Annotated in this window: 22 protein-coding genes and 1 tRNA gene; 13 read left to right on the forward strand and 10 right to left on the reverse strand. The window is 57.9% G+C overall.

The features are described 5' to 3' along the window. Positions 1-3: 3 nt before the first annotated feature. From ACR0C5_RS00690 to ACR0C5_RS00720, 7 genes are all read right to left on the reverse strand, one after another. Positions 4-777 carry an ABC transporter ATP-binding protein gene (locus ACR0C5_RS00690; RefSeq protein ID WP_480873792.1) on the reverse strand — a complete coding sequence of 258 codons (774 nt, stop codon included), beginning with the start codon at positions 775-777 and terminating at the stop codon, positions 4-6. Next, complete coding sequence (locus ACR0C5_RS00695; protein WP_480873795.1) at positions 774-1,538, reverse strand: ABC transporter ATP-binding protein; 765 nt, start codon at positions 1,536-1,538, stop codon at positions 774-776. The genes ACR0C5_RS00690 and ACR0C5_RS00695 overlap by 4 nt, the downstream gene beginning before the upstream one ends. Next, on the reverse strand, positions 1,535-2,632 hold the full coding sequence (locus tag ACR0C5_RS00700) for a branched-chain amino acid ABC transporter permease (protein WP_170769728.1): 1,098 nt from the start codon (positions 2,630-2,632) through the stop codon (positions 1,535-1,537). Before ACR0C5_RS00700 ends, ACR0C5_RS00695 begins: the two co-directional genes overlap by 4 nt. Before the next feature lie 4 nt (positions 2,633-2,636). Next, positions 2,637-3,512 (reverse strand): branched-chain amino acid ABC transporter permease, encoded by an 876-nt coding sequence (locus ACR0C5_RS00705; protein ID WP_170786729.1) that lies wholly within the window; start codon positions 3,510-3,512, stop codon positions 2,637-2,639. 74 nt (positions 3,513-3,586) lie between these two features. Continuing rightward, positions 3,587-4,615: an alcohol dehydrogenase catalytic domain-containing protein gene (locus tag ACR0C5_RS00710; RefSeq protein ID WP_170769730.1), complete on the reverse strand. Its 1,029-nt coding sequence runs from the start codon at positions 4,613-4,615 to the stop codon at positions 3,587-3,589. Between the two features lie 160 nt (positions 4,616-4,775). Continuing rightward, complete coding sequence (locus tag ACR0C5_RS00715) at positions 4,776-5,177, reverse strand: hypothetical protein (protein ID WP_170769731.1); 402 nt, start codon at positions 5,175-5,177, stop codon at positions 4,776-4,778. 183 nt (positions 5,178-5,360) lie between these two features. Continuing rightward, a tRNA-Ser gene (locus tag ACR0C5_RS00720) sits at positions 5,361-5,450 on the reverse strand. Positions 5,451-5,574: 124 nt separating this feature from the next. Here ACR0C5_RS00720 and ACR0C5_RS00725 point away from each other — a divergent pair. The 8 genes from ACR0C5_RS00725 to ACR0C5_RS00760 all read left to right on the forward strand — a co-directional run bounded on the left by ACR0C5_RS00725 (position 5,575) and on the right by ACR0C5_RS00760 (position 12,558). Then, positions 5,575-6,417 (forward strand): DUF2059 domain-containing protein, encoded by an 843-nt coding sequence (locus ACR0C5_RS00725; protein ID WP_170769732.1) that lies wholly within the window; start codon positions 5,575-5,577, stop codon positions 6,415-6,417. Then, positions 6,417-7,214, forward strand: coding sequence for a DUF2059 domain-containing protein (locus ACR0C5_RS00730; protein ID WP_480873799.1), 798 nt, complete (start codon positions 6,417-6,419; stop codon positions 7,212-7,214). The genes ACR0C5_RS00725 and ACR0C5_RS00730 overlap by 1 nt, the downstream gene beginning before the upstream one ends. 208 nt (positions 7,215-7,422) lie before the next feature. After that, positions 7,423-8,040, forward strand: coding sequence for a 50S ribosomal protein L21 (locus tag ACR0C5_RS00735; protein ID WP_480873802.1), 618 nt, complete (start codon positions 7,423-7,425; stop codon positions 8,038-8,040). Between the two features lie 11 nt (positions 8,041-8,051). Next, positions 8,052-8,321 (forward strand): 50S ribosomal protein L27, encoded by a 270-nt coding sequence (rpmA, locus tag ACR0C5_RS00740; protein ID WP_010440093.1) that lies wholly within the window; start codon positions 8,052-8,054, stop codon positions 8,319-8,321. Positions 8,322-8,570: 249 nt separating this feature from the next. Next, on the forward strand, positions 8,571-9,107 hold the full coding sequence (locus ACR0C5_RS00745; protein ID WP_480873805.1) for a GNAT family N-acetyltransferase: 537 nt from the start codon (positions 8,571-8,573) through the stop codon (positions 9,105-9,107). A 37-nt stretch (positions 9,108-9,144) separates the two neighbouring features. After that, positions 9,145-10,179, forward strand: a complete 1,035-nt coding sequence (obgE, locus tag ACR0C5_RS00750; RefSeq protein WP_480504327.1) for a GTPase ObgE — start codon at positions 9,145-9,147, stop codon at positions 10,177-10,179. Then, positions 10,167-11,273, forward strand: a complete 1,107-nt coding sequence (gene proB, locus ACR0C5_RS00755) for a glutamate 5-kinase (protein WP_170786742.1) — start codon at positions 10,167-10,169, stop codon at positions 11,271-11,273. Before obgE ends, proB begins: the two co-directional genes overlap by 13 nt. Positions 11,274-11,295: 22 nt before the next feature. After that, positions 11,296-12,558, forward strand: coding sequence for a glutamate-5-semialdehyde dehydrogenase (locus tag ACR0C5_RS00760; protein WP_480873808.1), 1,263 nt, complete (start codon positions 11,296-11,298; stop codon positions 12,556-12,558). On the opposite strand, the gene ACR0C5_RS00765 is transcribed toward ACR0C5_RS00760, so the two are convergent. After that, entirely contained in the window at positions 12,555-13,151 is a 597-nt protein-coding gene (locus ACR0C5_RS00765) for a histidine phosphotransferase family protein (protein ID WP_480873811.1), read from the reverse strand. The genes ACR0C5_RS00760 and ACR0C5_RS00765 overlap by 4 nt on opposite strands. A gap of 43 nt (positions 13,152-13,194) precedes the next feature. On the opposite strand from ACR0C5_RS00765, the gene ACR0C5_RS00770 reads away from it, so the two are divergent. The 5 genes from ACR0C5_RS00770 (at position 13,195) to tsf (ending at position 16,973) form a co-directional block, all read left to right on the forward strand. After that, complete coding sequence (locus ACR0C5_RS00770) at positions 13,195-13,377, forward strand: DUF3553 domain-containing protein (RefSeq protein ID WP_170769740.1); 183 nt, start codon at positions 13,195-13,197, stop codon at positions 13,375-13,377. Positions 13,378-13,474: 97 nt separating this feature from the next. Next, positions 13,475-14,230: an L-ornithine N(alpha)-acyltransferase gene (gene olsB / locus ACR0C5_RS00775; protein WP_480873814.1), complete on the forward strand. Its 756-nt coding sequence runs from the start codon at positions 13,475-13,477 to the stop codon at positions 14,228-14,230. A gap of 3 nt (positions 14,231-14,233) precedes the next feature. After that, positions 14,234-15,070 carry a lyso-ornithine lipid O-acyltransferase gene (gene olsA / locus ACR0C5_RS00780; RefSeq protein WP_480873816.1) on the forward strand — a complete coding sequence of 279 codons (837 nt, stop codon included), beginning with the start codon at positions 14,234-14,236 and terminating at the stop codon, positions 15,068-15,070. A gap of 167 nt (positions 15,071-15,237) precedes the next feature. Further along, positions 15,238-16,020, forward strand: a complete 783-nt coding sequence (rpsB, locus tag ACR0C5_RS00785; protein ID WP_170769743.1) for a 30S ribosomal protein S2 — start codon at positions 15,238-15,240, stop codon at positions 16,018-16,020. A 77-nt stretch (positions 16,021-16,097) separates the two neighbouring features. Then, positions 16,098-16,973 (forward strand): translation elongation factor Ts, encoded by an 876-nt coding sequence (tsf, locus tag ACR0C5_RS00790; protein ID WP_170354186.1) that lies wholly within the window; start codon positions 16,098-16,100, stop codon positions 16,971-16,973. Positions 16,974-17,342: 369 nt separating this feature from the next. On the opposite strand, the gene ACR0C5_RS00795 is transcribed toward tsf, so the two are convergent. Further along, complete coding sequence (locus tag ACR0C5_RS00795; protein ID WP_170769744.1) at positions 17,343-18,098, reverse strand: helix-turn-helix transcriptional regulator; 756 nt, start codon at positions 18,096-18,098, stop codon at positions 17,343-17,345. Continuing rightward, positions 18,098-18,544 carry a type II 3-dehydroquinate dehydratase gene (aroQ, locus tag ACR0C5_RS00800; RefSeq protein ID WP_480860375.1) on the reverse strand — a complete coding sequence of 149 codons (447 nt, stop codon included), beginning with the start codon at positions 18,542-18,544 and terminating at the stop codon, positions 18,098-18,100. Before aroQ ends, ACR0C5_RS00795 begins: the two co-directional genes overlap by 1 nt. Positions 18,545-18,627 lie beyond the last annotated feature (83 nt).

Below are 18,627 nucleotides of genomic sequence, written 5' to 3' on the forward strand. Positions count from 1 at the left end.
CGCTTACCTCCAGGTTTTCTTGCGTTTCCAGCGGCGGTTTTCCCGCGCGCCGTCTTCCTGCACGCCCAGATAAAAATTCTGGATGTCCTCGGATTGCATCAACACATCCGCCGCCCCGTCCATGACGATACGGCCGACCTCCATCACATAGCCATGATGGGCCAGTTCCAGCGCCGCATTGGCGTTCTGTTCGACCAGCATCATCGTCATGTTCTGTTCGTCATTCAGGCGTTTGAGGATGCCGAAAATCTCCTGCACCAGCAGCGGCGACAGACCTAGCGAGGGCTCGTCCAGCAGCATGATCTTGGGGTTCGCCATCAGCCCGCGCCCGATGGCCAGCATCTGCTGCTGTCCGCCCGACAGGGTTCCGGCCTCTTGATTGCGGCGCTCTTTCAGGATCGGAAAGTAAGAGAACACCAGCTCGCGGTCATGGTCGATCTGCCCCTTATCGGTCGCCGTATAGGCCCCGAGGCTGAGGTTTTCGTCCACGGTCATCAGAGGGAACACCTCGCGCCCTTCGGGGACATGGACGATGCCTTTTTGCACGACCTTATGCGGCTCGGACCCTTGGATTTCTTCACCGTCAAAGGTGATCTTGCCTTTTTCGGGGTCCATCACCCCGGACACAGTCTTCATCAGCGTAGTCTTGCCTGCGCCGTTTGCGCCCAGGATCGATACGATCTGCCCCGGATGCACATCCAGCGACACGCCGCGAATGGCCATGATCGGGCCGTAGAAGCTTTCGACATTGCGGATGGTCAGGATCGGCGCGCTCATGAGGCTTTTCCCAGATAGGCCTCGACCACAGCCGGGTGTGATTGCACCTGGGCCGGTGTTCCCAGCGCCAGCATCGCACCATCAGCCATCGCCAACACGCGGTCAGACACGCCCGAAACAAGCCCCATGTCATGTTCCACCATCAGCACCGTAATCCCCATCTGCCTGCGGATATCGTCGATCCACCAGCGCAGATCCGACGTCTCCTCGACTGACAGGCCGGATGCAGGTTCGTCCAGCAACAACAGTTTCGGTTCCGTGGCCAGTGCACGGGCAACCTCGACCACTTTGCGGACGCCGTAAGGCAGGCCAGAGATCATCTTGTCGCGGTAGGCCTGCAGGTCGAGGAAATCTATGATCTCTTCGACCTTTTCGCGGTTTTCCAGCTCTTGCCGCCGGGCCGAGGGCAGGAACAGAACCTCTGATATCAGGTTTGTTTTTCGATGGCGGTGCCGTCCGACCAGCAGGTTCTGCAACACGGTGGCATGTTCAAACAGTTCGATATTCTGGAACGTCCGCGCCACGCCATAGGCTGCCACGCCAGAGGGTTTGACCTGTAGCAAATCATGTCCGTCAAAACGGATCGACCCGGCGAACGGATCGTAGAAGCGTGAGATCAGGTTGAATACCGTCGACTTACCTGCGCCGTTGGGGCCGACAATGGCAAAGACCTCGCCTTCTTCGACCGAAAAGGACAAGTCATTCACCGCCGTGAGGCCACCGAATTTCAGGGTTACGTTCTGGAACGCGAGCAGGCTCATCTCAGGCGCTCCGTCTTGAGGTAGGATTTCTGACGCTTGAACATGTCCTTGCGGTAGAACGGGAAAAGCTCGAACCACGTGCGTATTTTCAGCCATCGGCCATACATGCCCATCGGTTCAAACAGGATGAAGGCAATTAGGATCATGCCGAAGATGCCGAATTCCAGCCCCGGAATGGCGACGGTATTGCCGCCGAACAGGGCACCCACATATTCCTTTGAAATCGACAAGAATTGCGGCAGGAACCCCACGATGATCGCGCCCAGAAACGCGCCGTGGATCGACCCGAGCCCGCCGATCACGATCATCATCAGCAACTGGATCGAGATCACGACACTGAACGTCTCGTTGTTGAACGCGCCCGAGAACATCCCCATCAGCGCACCCGCCCATCCGGTGACGGCACAAGACAAAGCGAAAGATATCATCTTGGTGCGCGCGATATCGACACCCATCGCCTGCGCCGAAACCTCGGAATCGCGCACGGCGATGAAACTGCGTCCCAAAGGCGCGCGCAGCAAGTTAATAAAACCCAGCGTCACCAGAACGGCGACCACCAGCACCAGCCAGAAGAAATGTACCGGAGTGCCCCAGCGGTCGATCGTCAGGCCAAAGATGTCGACGCCTCCGATGAACTTGCCACCAACGCCGCCGGTGATCGGCTCGGCCAAGACGATGACATCATCCATCAGGATGGACAGGGCCATGGTAAAGATTGCCAGATAAATGCCATGCAACCGCAGGGCAGGGATCGCGACAGTCACGCCCGCAATACCGGTCAGGATACCAGCCAGCGGAAAGGCGATCAGGAAGGGCACGCCCGCCTCAAGCAGGATGACGTTAGCATAGCACCCAAAGGCCAGGAAAGCCGCGTGACCCAGACTGACTTGCCCCGTGTGGCCTGTCAGAACCATCAGGCCCAGACCTGCGATGGCCCAGATCAGGACGTTTGTCAGTTCACCCAGATAGAAATCGTCCAACCACCACGGGGCCGCAGCCACCACCGCCAGTAGGATCAGATAAAGGACCAATTGATGGCCATCTTTCCATGGCCGGATATCCTGCATGTAGTCGGTTTTGAATACAATCCGCATCTGCCTAAACCTTCTTGACCCGAACCTGACTAAACAGCCCGTTGGGGCGGAAGATCAGCACAGCCAGCAACAGCGCATACGGCGCAATCTGGCTGTAGCCTGCTGCGATATAGCGACTGGCAAAGGGTTCGATGACACCGACGATCAACCCTCCGGCCAGTGCGCCGGGGAGGCTGCCGAACCCGCCGATCACGGCGGCGGCAAACGCCTTGATCCCCAGCAGACCCGTGGTCGGATCGACCGACCCCTTGGCGGCAAACAGGATACCCGCGATCCCAGCGACCACGCCCGCAAGACCCCAGATAAACCCTTGCACCCGCTTGACCGGAACGCCCATGTAGTAAGCGGCCAACTGGTTTTGAGAGGCGCCTTGCATTGCCAGCCCTAACTTGGTCCGGCTGAAGAAAACATACAGCGCCCATGTCAGCAGGATGGTGACGATGATGACGGCCACATCCTCCATCCCCAGCACCAGCCCGCCGAACCGCACCTCTTTCCCGGCCAGCGGGTTCTGAAGCGTCTGCGGCTCGTGCCCCCAGATCAACCCGGCCACAAACCGGATCACAAAGCCCAAGGCGATGGTCAGGATTACCACAGCCGTCTGACTTTCTCCGAACAGCCGTCGGATGATCAACCGATCAAGCAGATATCCCAACGCTCCCATAATCCCCAATGAGATTGGTAGCGCCAACCAGAATGGCAGCCCCATATATTCGGTATTGGTCAGGCCGATGGTGACGAACGCGCCCAGCATCATGAAATCGCCCTGCGCGAAATTCACCGCCTCGGTCGCTTTGTAGATCAGAACAAAACCGAGTGCGATCAGGCCGTAGACACAGCCATTCGCCAGCCCGCTAATCAGCAGCTGCGCGTTATCCAACTTCACCTCCCAATACCGGTTTGTCCGGCATTCTTCGTCCCCCTCGGCCACGATGACCAAAGGGCTTTGTTCTACTATGGGGTGACAATCACCTTTCCGTCACTCTTTTTTAGCGCATGGGCCAGATCTGACACCACGTTTCTGAGCGGCAGGCGGTCTGCAACATCTGTTTTCCACCGACCATCGGCGAAACGTGCCTGAACCTCGGCCACAACCCGCATCTGATCGGCGGGCGGGGTGGTGGTCATCCACTTGGTTAGCCAGAAGCCTTCGATCTGCTTACCCATGAAAATCATCTGGCCCATCTGGGTCAGTTTGGGCAGATCGGGGCTGAGCTTGCCATAGCACACCCAGCGCGCGCCATTTGGCATTGCACAAAACACCTGCTCGGATATCTGGTCGGCCACCGCATCCAGGAAAACGCGCGGTTTCAGAGCGTGACTCAAGTCGGTTAGTTTTTTCGGCATGTCCGGGTCAGACGTCACCAGAACCTCATGCGCGCCAAGATACTTCAGACTGTCTACCGCATCCGCCCGGCGCACGATGGCAATGGGTTTCAGGCCCAGATCGCGACCCAAACTGCACATCAGCTTGCCCAACTGGCTTGTCGCGGCAGAGACTATGAAAGCCTCGCCGGCATTTCGCGCGATATCCACCATCGCCATGGCCGTCATCGGGTTCACGATCTGGGCCGAGCCGTCCTCATCCGAAATCTCGGGCCTCAGGGGGATGCACATCATCGCCTGTGTCACCACATATTCAGCCCACGCCCCGGCGCCCGCCGCAACGAAGGCCACACGCTGACCGTTCAGGACTTCGGCCCCGGCACCTGTCGCAACCACATCGCCGCATCCCTCAAACCCTGCGGCGGCTCCCTTAACGCGGGGCTGGCCGTATTCTCCTTTGATAAAGTGAATATCCGACGGATTTACCGAGGCCGCGCGCAGCCTGATCAACACCTGACCGGGGCCCGGAGCGGGCACCGGCAACTCCGCTTCACTCAACCATTCTGCGGCGTCTTCCAATACTGGGCCGGTGGCCGTTCCTGAATACCCGTCCTGTGTCTGAACAACGGCAAACATGGTTGATGGCGGTGTGTTCATTTCAATCCTCTGAAAACAACAGCTTGAAGCATCCCGTGTATGGTTTGATACAAAAACGTCTTTCGGCATTGTAACCCTCAGGCCAGCCAATCACGTGATCCGGCAAGGGTCAACGCAGGGCAAAGCTTACGTCGCGCAACGGCGCAGGCAATTGCAGAACTCAATTTGCGTTCAACAACTCTCGCAGTTCCTGAATTTTCGCGGCAAGCGTTTCGGGCGAGGCCTTGATCTCCTCCAAGATAGCTGTGGCCTGTGTTTTGATGTCCTGCGCCAGATCGCTGTCCTGAACCGAGGCCATAAGGGTATCGTAGTCGAAATTCTGAACGGTCAGCATTCCTTCTTCGATCCATTGGTTCATCAAGTCCTGCCCCTGATTGGCCAGAGCGGCGACTTCCTGACCAGCCTGATCAACAAGCTGGCTGGCTGTTTCCCCAATGGTCTCAGAGGGTGTCTCATCCGGGGCCGTCGCCGTTGCCGGTTCGGGCGCCTCTGACGTATTGAGGTAATAATAACCGCCCGCCACGATCGCTGCCACAAGGATGGCTGGAATTAGTTTCTGCATCTTACGAATCTCCTTTAGTTTTATAAACTTAAGATGATTTGAATATATGCATTGCCCAAGGGGAATTACGTGCGCCAAGCGTCACCCAAGCGAATTGGGCTACCTTGTGCCGATACGGCCCAACCAGCAGGCAAGAACACGCCGTCCGGCGGGTGTTTCGGAATTGGGCGTCACTAGGGAAAGTGGCGGAGAGACAGGGATTCGAACCCTGGGTGGGCTTGCACCCACAACGGTTTTCGAGACCGCCCCGTTCGACCACTCCGGCACCTCTCCGCGGGGGTCTGTGAGGGGGGGATTTAGTGAGGAACGCGCAGGGGTGCAAGCAGAAAATTCCCCAAATTCACTCTTCTGGGATTTTCCATTGCCTGATGGCGTAAATCACCTAGGGTCTATGTCCATGACACATATCGCTCGCTTCTTCGCATTGCCCGTTTCACTGCTTCTTTTCGCGCTGGCCGCGTTGCCGTCCCATGCGGCCACAGCGGATCGCGACCGGATTGAAGCGTTTCTGACCACCACAGGCTTTGACGTCGCGCTGCAAAGTATCGCGCTGGCCTCGGCCTCGGCTCCGCAGATGTTGGGGATTGATCCCGAAGGGTTCGGGTCGGACTGGGCGCGTCTGACCGAAGAGGTGTTCGACACTGATGATATGCATGAAACCGCAGTGGCTATTCTGGAACAAACGCTCAGCAATGAGGCGCTGACACACGCGGTCGAATTCTATGCCTCGGATCTGGGGCAGCGGCTGGTCGTGGCGGAAAACGCCGCTCATATCCACGAAGACGAAGATGCCAAGCAGTTGGAGGGCCAGAAGATCGTCGCCGACCTGATTCAGCAAGGGTCACAGCGGGTCGAAGAGTTGAAGCGCATGAACAATGCGATCGATTCCAGCGGCACCGCGCTGCGGGCGCTGCAGGAAATCCAGATCCGGTTTCTGCTGGCCGCAAGCGCGTCCGGTGTGATCGACCTGCAAATGGATGCGGGCGATCTGCGTGAGTTGATGAAACAGAACGAAGGCGCCATGCGGCAAGCCATTCAGCTTTCGGCACTGGCTGGCGCGGCCTACACGTATCAGGATTTCTCGGATGCCGACGTGACCGCCTATGCTGACGCATTAGAACAACCCTTGATGCAAGAGGTCTATGAGCTGCTCAATGCCATCCAATATGAAATCATGGCGATGAAATTCGAAGTTCTGGCCGCGCGGATGGCCGATCTTCACCCAGCACAGGACATCTGATGCGACTGCTGGCGGCCGTCCTTTCACTTGCCCTGAGTGTGACCCCAGCGGTCGCCGAGCAGATTGACCGTTTGATGACGGCCCTGCACATGGACGAGGTGATCGAACTGCTGCGCCACGAAGGGCAGATGCAGGCGCAAGAGATCAACACAACGATGCTGGACGGGGCAGGCGGGGCCTATTTCGCAACACAGGTCGATATGATCTATGATCCCGACTGGATGCGCGACCAGTTTTCCACCGCCTTTGTGGAAACGCTGTCAGACAGCCAAATGGAACGCGCCGTGCTGTTTTTCGAAAGCGATCTGGGACAGACCGTTGTGCGGCTTGAAAACTCTGCCCGTCAGGCTTTTCAGGACGACACCATAGAAGAGATGGCGCAAGACGCGTATTCCGCACAGGATCAGGACAGCACATTCTTCCAACTGGTGGATGAGTATATCGAGGTCAACGAGTTGATCGAGAAGAATGTTAAAAGCGCCGTGAGCGCAGATTATAACTTTTTCCGAGGCTTGAATTCCAAAATTGGCGGCGATGATGGCGAGGTTCTGGCCCAGCTTCTCGCTGAAAAAGACGCCATCACGCAAGAAACGCGTACGTGGCTGTATTCTTTCCTTCTGATGGCCTATCAACCCCTGGACGAGGCGCAACTGCGCGAGAACATCGCCTTTTCGCGGACCCAGACCGGCCGCGCCGTGAACGAGGCCTTTTTCGACAGTTTCGACCGCACCTATGACAAGATCTATTACCGGTTGGGTCTTGCAGTTTCACAGGTACTGCGCGGCTCTGATCTTTGAGTTGTTTTTGATGTTGACTTTGTCCTGCATTCTATGGATAAGCGCGCATCCCGGCCGGTTCCTCCGCGCCGGGTCTCGTTATTATTGACCCATCGGGACTATCCCAAGGGTCGTCACACGGCCCGAAAAGGGCGCGCTGTTCGAGGTGGCGAAAGCCGGCAACACCCGCAAGGGGACCACAGAACGCGGTTAGACAAAGGAAAGACGCATGTTTGCGGTCCTCAAGACTGGCGGCAAGCAGTACAAGGTTCAGGCGGGTGATATCCTCCGCGTTGAAAAGCTGGCTGCCGACGCAGGTGAAAAAGTTCAATTCAACGATGTTCTGATGCTGGGCGGTGACGCTCCGGTTGTTGGCGCACCTTTCGTTGAAGGCGCAGGCGTACAGGCCGAAGTGATCGAACAGATCAAAGGTGACAAGGTCATCAAGTTCGTCAAACGCCGTCGTAAGCACAGCTCGAAGCGTACCGTTGGCCACCGTCAGAAACTGACACTGGTCAAAATCACCGACATCCTGTCGTCGGGCGCTGACAAGTCGGGCATCAAAGCAGCTACCGGTTCTGCACCGGCTGGCGAAGCGGCACCTGCTGCAAAGCCTGCCAAGAAAGCTGAAGCCAAGGCAGAAGCACCCGCCGCCGCTGCGGCTGCTGCTGACGATCTGACCAAGCTGAACGGTGTCGGCCCCGCCGCTGCCAAAAAGCTGAACGACGCAGGTATCGAGAGCTTTAGCGCTCTAGCCGCCTTGTCGGACGAGCAGATTGCTGCTATCGACACCATCAAAGTGAAGCCCGAATGGGTTGAGCAAGCCAAAGAGCTGGCTCAAGGCTAAGGAGAGAGAGAATGGCACATAAAAAAGCTGGCGGTTCCTCCCGTAACGGTCGCGACTCAGCGGGTCGCCGCCTTGGCGTGAAACTCTATGGTGGCCAGGCGGCCATCGCAGGCAACATCATCGTACGTCAGCGCGGCACCAAGTTCTGGCCGGGCGAAGGCGTGGGCATGGGCAAAGATCACACCATTTTTGCAACTGTTGATGGCGCCGTGAAGTTCCACAAGGGACTCAAGAACCGCACCTTTATTTCGGTCCTGCCAGTGGCGGAGGCCGCAGAGTAAGCCGAAACCCTAAAGGTTTAGAAATAAATGGGGGACCGGCAGAAAATGCCGGTCCCTTTTCTCGTTTTTAACACTGTTTTGACCTATGAGCCCGATGACACACGCAGCAAGCACAATACCGCCCCTGTTTCAGGGACGGATTGCCCACGCGGTTGAAGATCGTCTGGGCCGCAAATATCTGATGTGGACTGTAATTGGTTTTACTATTGCGTCCGCAATTTACGTGTTGTTCGGAGGAGGACCGCACTCATGAAGCTTGAGACGATAATAAACCAGCCGGTGATTGAAGCCGAGCGGTTCGACCTACGCCCGTTGCGCCGGTCGGATATGGGTCTCATTGAACATTATGCAGGTGATGAGCGCGTGGCGCGGATGACCACACGGATTCCGCATCCGTTGCCGCCCGGTTCGATCGAAGCCTTTATTTCCCGCGCCATGTCCGAGGACCGGGACGAAGACGTCTGGGCGATGGATGCCACCAAGGATGGCGGGCCGGAACTGATCGGTCTGATCTCATTGACGCGGCTGGATCGCAACCAGTCCGAGGTGGGCTATTGGGTCGCGCCGGTCTATTGGAACACCGGGATAGCCTCGATGGCGGTGGAAACACTGGTTGCTGCGAACCCGCTGGAAAACGCCACGATGTTCGCCAGCGTGTTTCAGGACAACCCGGCCTCGGCGCGGGTCTTGACCCATTGCGGGTTCGAATATCTGGGCGACGCCGAAACATATTCGGTGGCGCGTGACGCGAACGTGTCCACCTGGACATATACAAAGAAACTCTGAATTGTGGCCGATGGGGCCTTTGCAGTAGGGGACAGCTATGAAATTTCTCGATCTTGCAAAGGTCTACATCCGGTCCGGGGCCGGTGGAGGCGGCTGCGTCAGCTTTCGGCGCGAAAAATACATCGAATATGGCGGCCCTGATGGCGGCGATGGCGGCAAGGGCGGTTCCGTCTGGGTTGAGGTTGTGGACAGCCTGAACACCCTAATCGACTTCCGCTATCAGCAGCATTTCTTTGCCAAAAACGGTCAGCCTGGTCGTGGGCAGCAGCGTACCGGCAAGGATGGCGATGACATTGTCCTCCGCGTACCTGTTGGGACCGAGATTCTGGACGAGGACGAAGAGACCGTCATCTGCGATCTGACCGAGGTCGGGCAGCGCGTGCTGCTGGCCAAGGGTGGCAATGGCGGTTTCGGCAACCTGCACTTTAAATCGGCCACCAATCAGGCCCCGCGCCGGGCCAATCCGGGTCAGGCGGGGATCGACCGCACCATCTGGCTGCGGCTGAAACTGATCGCCGATGTGGGGCTGCTGGGGATGCCCAATGCGGGCAAGTCAACCTTTCTGGCAGCCACCTCGAACGCAAGGCCCAAGATTGCCGATTATCCGTTTACCACGCTGCACCCCAATCTGGGTGTTGTGGGCGTGGATAGCGTCGAATTCGTTGTGGCCGACATCCCCGGCCTGATCGAAGGCGCCCATGAAGGGCGCGGTATCGGCGACCGTTTTCTGGGCCACGTGGAACGCTGCGCGGTTTTGCTGCATCTGGTCGATGGCACCTCGGAAACCGTGGCCGAGGATTACCGCACCATCATTCACGAGCTTGAGGCTTACGGCGGTGAGCTGGCCGAGAAGCCCCGGATCACCGTGCTGAACAAGGTCGACGCACTGGATGATGAGGAACGCGAATTGGCTAAGGCCGAGTTGGAAGAGGCCGTAGGCGGACCCGTCATGACTATGTCTGGCGTCGCACATTTGGGCGTGACCGAGGTTCTGCGCGCCCTGCGCGCGGAAATTGACGACAATCGCCTCCGCCACAAACCCACCGAGGAGGCCGCGCCTTGGCAACCCTGACCTCGGCCAAACGTCTGGTGGTGAAGATCGGATCTGCCTTGCTAGTGGATCGGGATACTGGGTTGTTGCGGTCCGACTGGCTGCATTCGCTGGCGCAGGACGTGGCATGGCTAAAGGGGCAGGGGACGGATGTTATTCTGGTGTCCTCTGGGTCGATTGCTCTGGGGCGTGGGGTTCTAGGCCTGCCGATGGCTACCTTACCGCTGGAACAATCTCAGGCCGCTGCCGCTGTCGGTCAAATCCGGCTGGCCCGCGCTTATGAGGAGGCTCTTGCGCCGCACAATATCACCACGGCGCAAGTTCTTGTCACGCTAGAGGACAGTTCTGATCGCCGCCGCTATCTGAACTCGCGCGCGACGCTTGAGACCCTGTTGGGACTGGGTGTTGTCCCGATTGTCAACGAAAACGATACAGTCGCCACAGATGAGATCCGATATGGCGACAATGACCGCCTCGCGGCCCAAATCGCTGTTACAGTCGGCGCCGATCAACTGATCCTGCTGTCGGATGTGGACGGGTTCTATACCGGGAACCCGACCGAGGACGCCTCGGCCACGCGCTATGATGTGATTAAGGACATCACGCCCGAGATCGAGGCGATGGCCGGTGACGCTGGTTCGGGCCTTTCCAAGGGTGGGATGAAGACTAAATTGCTGGCGGCCAAGATGGCGACGGCAGCGGGTTGCGATATGGCGATTACCGAAGGATCGCCCTTGAACCCGTTGAATACGCTTGAGAATGGTGCGAACTGCACGTGGTTCACGGCCACTGTCGATCCGCACGCGGCGCGCAAACGCTGGATCTCGGCGATGAAGCCACGTGGCGAGATTGTGGTGGATGCCGGCGCGGCGCGTGCGCTTGGAAATGGCAAAAGCTTGCTGCCTGCAGGTATTGTCGAAGTGACCGGCGATTTTCAGCGCGGCGATCCTGTGGCCATCATCGACCCGCAGGCGCGGCGTTTGGCGCAGGGTCTCAGCCGATATACCGCGCAAGAGGCGGACGCGATAAAAGGGCGTAAATCATCCGAGATCGAGGCAACGCTGGGCTATCCTGGTCGCGCCGTGTTGATCCACCGGGACGATCTGGCGCTATAGGACAACAGGAAAGGCACCCAAGATGAAGGATTTCGACAGCATTCCCGCCCTGATGGCCGATTTGGGCGCGCGCGCCAAGGCTGCTGCTGCTGAGTTGGCCTTTGCCAGTGCAGAACGCAAACACGCCGCTCTGATCGCCGCGGCCGAGGCCGTCTGGGCTCGCCGCGCTGAGATTATCGAAGCCAACAAGAAGGACCTGGAATTTGGGCGCGACAAGGGCCTTAGCCCGGCGATGATGGACCGCCTGATGCTGGACGAATCCCGAATTCAGGGGATGGTCGATGGGCTGCGCACGGTGGCGGATCAGACCGACCCGGTGGGCGAGGTTCTGACCGAATGGGACATGCCCTCGGGGCTGCATATCCAGCGCGTGCGCACGCCTTTGGGTGTGATCGGAGTGATCTATGAAAGCCGCCCAAATGTGACAGCGGATGCAGGTGCGCTATGCCTGAAATCGGGCAACGCGGTGATCCTGCGAGGGGGCTCGGAAAGCTTCCATTCGTCTGGCGCGATCCATGCTTGTTTGGTCGAGGGTCTGAAGGCCGCAAACCTGCCTGAAGACGCGATTCAACTGGTGCCGACGCGCGACCGAGCAGCCGTTCAGGAATTGCTCACCATGACGGACTTTGTAGACGTGATCGTGCCGCGTGGTGGCAAGGGGCTGGTCGGATTGGTGCAGCGCGAAGCCCGCGTGCCTGTCTTTGCCCATCTCGAAGGCATCGTTCATATCTATATCGACAAAGCCGCCGATCCGGCCAAAACGCTTGAGGTCGTTCTAAACGCCAAAACCCGTCGGACGGGGATATGCGGTGCCGCCGAGTGCCTTTTGATCCATCAGGACGTAGCCGAGACGCTGGGACGCGATGTGATCGCCGCCCTGCTGGCCGCCGGGGTCGAGGTTCATGCCGAGGGGACCTTGGCTCTTGACGGTGCGTTGAAAGCGACGGATGAGGATTGGGGCAAAGAATTTCTCGACAGTATCATCGCCGCCAAGCCCGTCGCGGATATCGACGCGGCTATTGCACATATCCGCCAATATGGCTCGAACCACACCGACTGTATCATGACCGAAGACACGCAAACTGCGGCCCGGTTCTTTGAAAGGCTGGACAGCGCGATCCTGATGCACAACGCCTCAACCCAGTTCGCCGATGGCGGCGAGTTTGGAATGGGTGCCGAGATCGGGATTGCCACCGGCAAAATGCATGCCCGTGGGCCGGTTGGGGCCGCCCAACTGACCAGTTTTCAATACCTTGTGCGGGGCAACGGGACGGTCCGCGCCTAAAACCTGATCTCGACGCGGGTTGCGGTGGTTTCCGCCGTAATCCGCCGCCGCATCGCATGCGCCGTTTCCGGCAGAAGGGCGAATTGCACCTTGGCGGGGGTGACCTTATCAGCAAACCGACCGTTGGGCAGGTTATTCCACAGATCGCTGTCGATGTTCAGTTTGTCTGCCACGCCCGTCACGGTCCATTGATCGACATCGTTGCGGATCGTCACCTCACCCCCGAAGGGCATCGCGCTTTCGCAGCACATCAACGCCAGAAACGCCAGTTTGACCTGATTGCGCGGCACCGCCTCGGTCAGGTTCCATCTCACGCGCACACGGCCTGCAGCTTCAACATCTTTCAGCAGGGCGCTGACCTCGGCCCGGCCCAGGGGTTGATCGCTGGCCGATCCAAACGCCACACGGAAAAAGCGGATACGCGCGCCAGCGCTGCCGACACTGCCCGAAATCAGCTCCATCTCGGGGCCATGGGTGCCGCCAACCATTTCCAGCAGCTCCAACCCGTTGGTAATCGCCCCGATCGGGCTGATCAGATCATGACAGATCCGCGAGCCGATCAGCTCGGCCAGGTTGACGTCTGTTGCGCTCATGCGTACCTCCTGCTGTATCTGCCGCCGGACCCGGAGCCCAGTCATGTCAGACCTCAATGCCATTCTTGCACCGGGCATGTTTGTCCGCCACCCCGATTTCCCCGATTGGGGCATTGGACAGGTGCAGTCCAATATCGGCGGCAAGATCACCGTGAACTTCCGCGAGCAGGGAAAGGTGGTGATTGACGGATCGCGCATCGCCCTGATGCCCGTCTTTGATCCGTGAAACTGGTTTAGGAAAGGTTAACATCCAACCGGTTCAGGCGATGTTGCCATTCCCCCGACACCTGCGGTATCAGCCCTGAAACCACAGGGACTTTCTGATGTCGGGTACAGGCCCATCTTTCACCGTCAAACTCGCCGAAACCGAGGCCGAACTGCGTGCCGCGCAGCGGCTTCGCTATGACGTCTTCGTGCGCGAACTGGGCGGTGGCGGAGAGATGGTGGACCACGACACAGGGCTAGAGCAGGACCGGTTCGACCCGTATTTTGACCATATGCTGGTCATCGACGACCAGACGGGCGAAACTGTGGGCGTTTACAGGCTGTTACCGGGTGAACGTGCAGCAGATCTGGGGCAGTTTTATTCCGAAGACGAATATGATGTGAGCGTCCTGAAAGACAGCGGTCGCAAGCTGTTGGAATTGGGGCGATCCTGCCTGCACCCGGATTATCGCGGCGGCACGGCAATGTATCATCTGTGGAACGGTCTGGCCGCCTATGTAAACGCGCGTCAGATCGAAGTTCTGTTCGGCGTTGCCAGCTTTCACGGCACCGATATTCAGGCGCTAGCGCAGCCTTTATCTATGCTGCATCACAACCACCTCGCGCCGCCAGACCTGAGGGTGCGGGCACAGCCTGATGTGTTTCAGTCGATGGATTTGGTGGGCGTGGATGCGCTGGATCGCCGTGCTGCCATGGTACAGGTTCCAGCGCTGATCAAAGCCTATCTTCGGCTGGGCGGGTTCGTGGGCGAGGGCGCTTTCATCGACCATGCCTTCAACACAACGGACGTGTGCCTGATCCTAGACACAGCGCGCATGAACGAGCGCCAACGGCGCATCTATAGCGGAGCGTAACCCTTGAGCGACGCATCCTGGCACAGCGAAGACGCGCCTGATCCCATTGAACTGGGCCTGATCGGCTGGATTCTGGTCATTCTGCGAGGTCTGCCTTTGGCGGCATTGGTCTTTGGCGGGCTGATTATTCTGCTGACCCTCCGCCTGATCGAACGACCGATTTACGGTGTCCGCCGCCCCATCACGCCCTTCATCACACAGTTTGTATGTCGCAACGCTTTTCGCATTCTAGGAATGGGGTTCCGCAGCTCGGGTGAGTTGATGACGCAACGTGGGGCAGTGGTGGCCAATCACTCCTCGTGGTTGGATATTTTCGCACTTAATGCTCGCAAAAGGGTCTATTTCGTCTCGAAAGCCGAAGTGGCGAAATGGCCCGGTATCGGCTGGCTCGCCCGGGCCACGGGTACGGTTTTCATCGAACGCAACCGTAAAAAGGCGCGCGAACAGACCTTGTTGTTCCAGGAACGCCTGTCCGCCGGTCATAAACTGGTGTTTTTCCCGGAAGGCACCTCGACCGATGGAATCAGGGTTTTGCCCTTTAAAACAACACTCTTCGCAGCGTTCTTTACAGATGAATTGCGCGAATTCATGTATGTGCAGCCGGTATCCGTGATCTATCATGCGCCTGTCGGCCAACCAGACCGGTTCTATGGCTGGTGGGGAGATATGGATTTTGGCCCACATCTGCTGAAAACGCTGGGCGCCCGTCGGCAAGGCTGGGTCGAGTTGATCTATCACACACCCGCCAAGGTCAGCGATTTTGAAAACCGCAAAGCGCTGGCTGCTCATTGCGAGGAAGCCGTGCGTCATGCCCATAGCTTGGCCCGGCTTGAAAAATAGGGGCGAAAGCCTCTTGCACTGTGCCAAAACCTGCCGTATACGCGCGCCATTCAAACCCGCAGGCGGGGTTTGGGCTTTTTGCAGGGAGACATCCTCATCAGGCCCGCCGGTTGGAGCATCCGCTTCTTTCACCCCCGCCAAGGCGTAAACCGGAAAAGGAAAATAGCATGGCTCTTCCCGAGTTCACCATGCGTCAGCTGCTGGAAGCTGGCGTTCACTTTGGTCACCAGACACAGCGTTGGAATCCCCGCATGGGCCCGTTCATCTACGGCTCGCGCAATGGCATCCACATCATGGACCTGACCCAGACCGTTCCGATGCTGGATCAGGCTCTGCAGGCTGTTCGTGACACCGTTGCAAAAGGTGGCCGCGTTCTGTTCGTTGGCACCAAGCGTCAGGCCGCTGGCCCGATCGCCGAAGCGGCTGAAAAGTCGGCTCAGTACTACATGAACCACCGCTGGCTGGGCGGTACGCTGACCAACTGGAAAACCGTTTCCCAGTCGATCAACCGTCTGAACCAGATCGACGAAGCAATGGAAGCCGGCGCAGAAGGCCTGACCAAGAAAGAGCGTCTGGGCATGGAGCGTGACCAACAGAAGCTGCAGGCTTCGCTGGGCGGTATCCGCGAGATGGGCGGCGTTCCTGATCTACTGTTCGTCATCGACGTCAAAAAAGAAGCACTGGCCATCGCCGAAGCCAACAAGCTGGGTATCCCGGTTGTGGCTGTTGTCGACACCAACTGCTCGCCCGACGGTGTTGACTACATCATCCCCGGCAACGACGACGCAGCCCGCGCCATCGGTCTGTATTGTGACCTAGCCGCTCGCGCCGCTCTGGACGGCATGACCGCTCAGATGGGTGCTGCTGGCGTAGACCTGGGTGCATTCGAAGAAGCACCGGTTGAAGAAGTCGTTGCAGAAGAAGCCGCTGAAGCTCCGGCTGAAGCGTAAGCTGCCCGTCACGTAATTGACACATGGGGCAGGGTATGACCTGCCCCAATTCCGTTTGAATTGAGGAGAGCCAAAAGATGGCAATCACAGCAGCAATGGTTAAAGAACTGCGCGACAGCACAGGCGCAGGCATGATGGACGCGAAAAAAGCCCTGACCGAAACCGGCGGCAACATGGACGAGGCCGTTGACTGGCTGCGCACCAAAGGCCTGGCGAAAGCGGCCAAGAAATCGGGCCGTACCGCAGCAGAAGGTCTGGTTGCTGTTCACGTCAACGGTGGCAACGGTGTTGCTGTCGAAGTGAACTCGGAAACCGACTTCGTTGCGAAGAACGCTGAATTCCAGGAAATGGTCGGCAAGATCGCATTTGCAGCCGAAGGCGTTGCAGATGTTGACGCTCTGCTGGCGGCTGACTTGGGTGGCAAATCCGTTGCCGACACTCTGACCGACAAGATCGCCACTATTGGTGAGAACATGTCGGTGCGCCGCATGGCGAAGCTGTCGGGCGACACAGTTGTGTCTTATGTCCACAACGCAGCCACCAACGGCATGGGCAAAATCGGCGTTCTGGTTGCTCTGACCGGTGGTGACGAAGCGATCGGCAAGCAGGTTGCGATGCACATCGCAGCTGTGAACCCGGCAGCTCTGTCCGAGGCCGACATGGACCCGGCGGTCGTCGAGAAGGAAAAGCAGGTTCAGATGGACATCGCCCGCGAATCCGGCAAACCGGAGCAGGTGATCGAGAAGATGATCGAAGGCCGTATGAAGAAATTCGTGGCTGAATCGACTCTGCTGAACCAGTCGTTCGTTGTGAACCCTGACCTGACCGTTGAAGCAGCCGCCAAAGAAGCAGGCGCAACCATCACCGGCTTTATCCGTCTGGAAGTTGGCGAAGGCATCGTGGTGGAAAAAGAAGACTTCGCCGCCGAAGTTGCAAAAGCAGCCCAGGGTTAAGCGATTTTCCGGACCTCTTGGGGTCCGGGACACTTTAAGAACCGGTCGCGCAAGGCGTGGCCGGTTTTTTCCTGCGCGCACAAAAAAAGACGCCGAAGCGCCTGGCATTGAAGGATAGGGTTGGGGGGCCCCGCATGATGGGGATGGTCGAGGCCCCCCGGATTTCCGACATAGGTACGTGGACGAATAGACGCCCCTGTGTCAGAGCGGCCGGAGAGCCCTGAAATCACAAAGATCCGACCAAATGTTCCCAGGCTAAAGCCACCACTCACGGAACGCTCTCATTTTGCAACTACGGGTCATAGTCGAAAAGTAATGTTTTCCTTACCCTAGGTAAATTGACGCAGGTAAGCGTCAAAAAATTGGGGTTTAGGCCTCCATCACGAACATCTGATTTTGAAAAGATGCCTTCAGAACCGCCTGGGCTGTGGTTTCGACCGCCAGCGACTCACGCGCCAGACGCAAATGTTTCTCAACAGTGGCTGCTGTCAGGCCCATCAGCAGCGCGATATCCTGCGTGGTTTTTCCATCTCCGACCCACTCCAGCGCCTCTCTTTGGCGCTTTGTCAGAGCTCTGTTTGGAGCGTTGTAAGGCAGGGTCAGGATCTTGAGATGCGCCATATTGTTCATCAGCAAAATATCTTCGCCGTGCTCTGCCCAGATTGCATCCACATCTTCCTGAGACCGTGCGCCACAGGCAGATAGAGAAATCGCACCTTTCGACCGCGCCGACACTGACGTAAAGCTAACCGTATACCCGGCAACAACACCCTTCGAGCGGTTGAACTCAAGCACTTCCAACTCCTGCGCAGTCAAAGCGCCGGACATCATCATATCCTGCGTCATCTGCCAACTGGCCGCACCTTCATTTTCCAGCGCCCATTTCAGCATCGGCGCATGAAAATACAGCCCACTGCGCAGGAACCCATCCAGATAGGGTTTGGTATGGTTGGTGAGAATGACAAAATCTTCCGGGTCGCCCAACGAGGTCGGGGTCTTGTAGCGCGTATACCCGTACAACAGCCGGTCGAAGCCGTATTCAGCCATTTGGCGGCAGTGGGCATCCCACAATTCCTCAAGCGTTTTGGTGTAGCTCAGGAAATAAAGATACTCACTCAGCCTCATTAAGCGCCCTCACGGTCAAGGAACCCAGCCAGCGCGTCCAACGCCAGGATGTAGCTTTGCGCACCAAAGCCACAAATCTGGCCGACGACGACTTTCGAGATATACGAGGTATGGCGAAAGCTCTCGCGTGCATGGATGTTTGACAGATGCACCTCGATGGTGGGAAGCTCGACCGAGGCGATAGCGTCCATCAGCGCAATAGACGTATGGGTATAGGCACCGGCGTTCAGGATGATGCCGTCCTGCGTCCCTTTGGCTGCGTGGATCGCGTCCAGCAAGGCACCTTCATGGTTCGACTGCATGTGCGCGACTTCGAAACCGATTGTTTCTCCGTGCGTTACGCATATTTCCTCAACCATTTTCAGGGTTGTTTTACCATATACCTCTGGCTGACGCGTGCCCAGCAGATTCAGGTTCGGGCCGTTTAAAATCAGAGCTTTACGCATTTTTTTCACTGTTCCCGTTTTTTTGGTTCTTAAACGCCAATGGGTCCCCTTGTCCACCGCCAGCGCTGCGTCACTTTCCTGGT

The sequence above is a fragment of the Ruegeria sp. N8 genome (assembly GCF_056531325.1).

Coding starts and splice junctions, on each gene's coding strand:
- ACR0C5_RS00690 (WP_480873792.1), bottom strand. CDS start 777: ATGAGCGCGCCGATCCTGACCATCCGCAATGTCGAAAGCTTCTACGGC.
- ACR0C5_RS00695 (WP_480873795.1), bottom strand. CDS start 1,538: ATGAGCCTGCTCGCGTTCCAGAACGTAACCCTGAAATTCGGTGGCCTC.
- ACR0C5_RS00700 (WP_170769728.1), bottom strand. CDS start 2,632: ATGCGGATTGTATTCAAAACCGACTACATGCAGGATATCCGGCCATGG.
- ACR0C5_RS00710 (WP_170769730.1), bottom strand. CDS start 4,615: ATGAACACACCGCCATCAACCATGTTTGCCGTTGTTCAGACACAGGAC.
- ACR0C5_RS00715 (WP_170769731.1), bottom strand. CDS start 5,177: ATGCAGAAACTAATTCCAGCCATCCTTGTGGCAGCGATCGTGGCGGGC.
- ACR0C5_RS00725 (WP_170769732.1), top strand. CDS start 5,575: ATGACACATATCGCTCGCTTCTTCGCATTGCCCGTTTCACTGCTTCTT.
- ACR0C5_RS00730 (WP_480873799.1), top strand. CDS start 6,417: ATGCGACTGCTGGCGGCCGTCCTTTCACTTGCCCTGAGTGTGACCCCA.
- ACR0C5_RS00735 (WP_480873802.1), top strand. CDS start 7,423: ATGTTTGCGGTCCTCAAGACTGGCGGCAAGCAGTACAAGGTTCAGGCG.
- rpmA (WP_010440093.1), top strand. CDS start 8,052: ATGGCACATAAAAAAGCTGGCGGTTCCTCCCGTAACGGTCGCGACTCA.
- ACR0C5_RS00745 (WP_480873805.1), top strand. CDS start 8,571: ATGAAGCTTGAGACGATAATAAACCAGCCGGTGATTGAAGCCGAGCGG.
- obgE (WP_480504327.1), top strand. CDS start 9,145: ATGAAATTTCTCGATCTTGCAAAGGTCTACATCCGGTCCGGGGCCGGT.
- ACR0C5_RS00760 (WP_480873808.1), top strand. CDS start 11,296: ATGAAGGATTTCGACAGCATTCCCGCCCTGATGGCCGATTTGGGCGCG.
- ACR0C5_RS00765 (WP_480873811.1), bottom strand. CDS start 13,151: ATGAGCGCAACAGACGTCAACCTGGCCGAGCTGATCGGCTCGCGGATC.
- ACR0C5_RS00770 (WP_170769740.1), top strand. CDS start 13,195: ATGTCAGACCTCAATGCCATTCTTGCACCGGGCATGTTTGTCCGCCAC.
- olsB (WP_480873814.1), top strand. CDS start 13,475: ATGTCGGGTACAGGCCCATCTTTCACCGTCAAACTCGCCGAAACCGAG.
- rpsB (WP_170769743.1), top strand. CDS start 15,238: ATGGCTCTTCCCGAGTTCACCATGCGTCAGCTGCTGGAAGCTGGCGTT.
- tsf (WP_170354186.1), top strand. CDS start 16,098: ATGGCAATCACAGCAGCAATGGTTAAAGAACTGCGCGACAGCACAGGC.
- ACR0C5_RS00795 (WP_170769744.1), bottom strand. CDS start 18,098: ATGAGGCTGAGTGAGTATCTTTATTTCCTGAGCTACACCAAAACGCTT.
- aroQ (WP_480860375.1), bottom strand. CDS start 18,544: ATGCGTAAAGCTCTGATTTTAAACGGCCCGAACCTGAATCTGCTGGGC.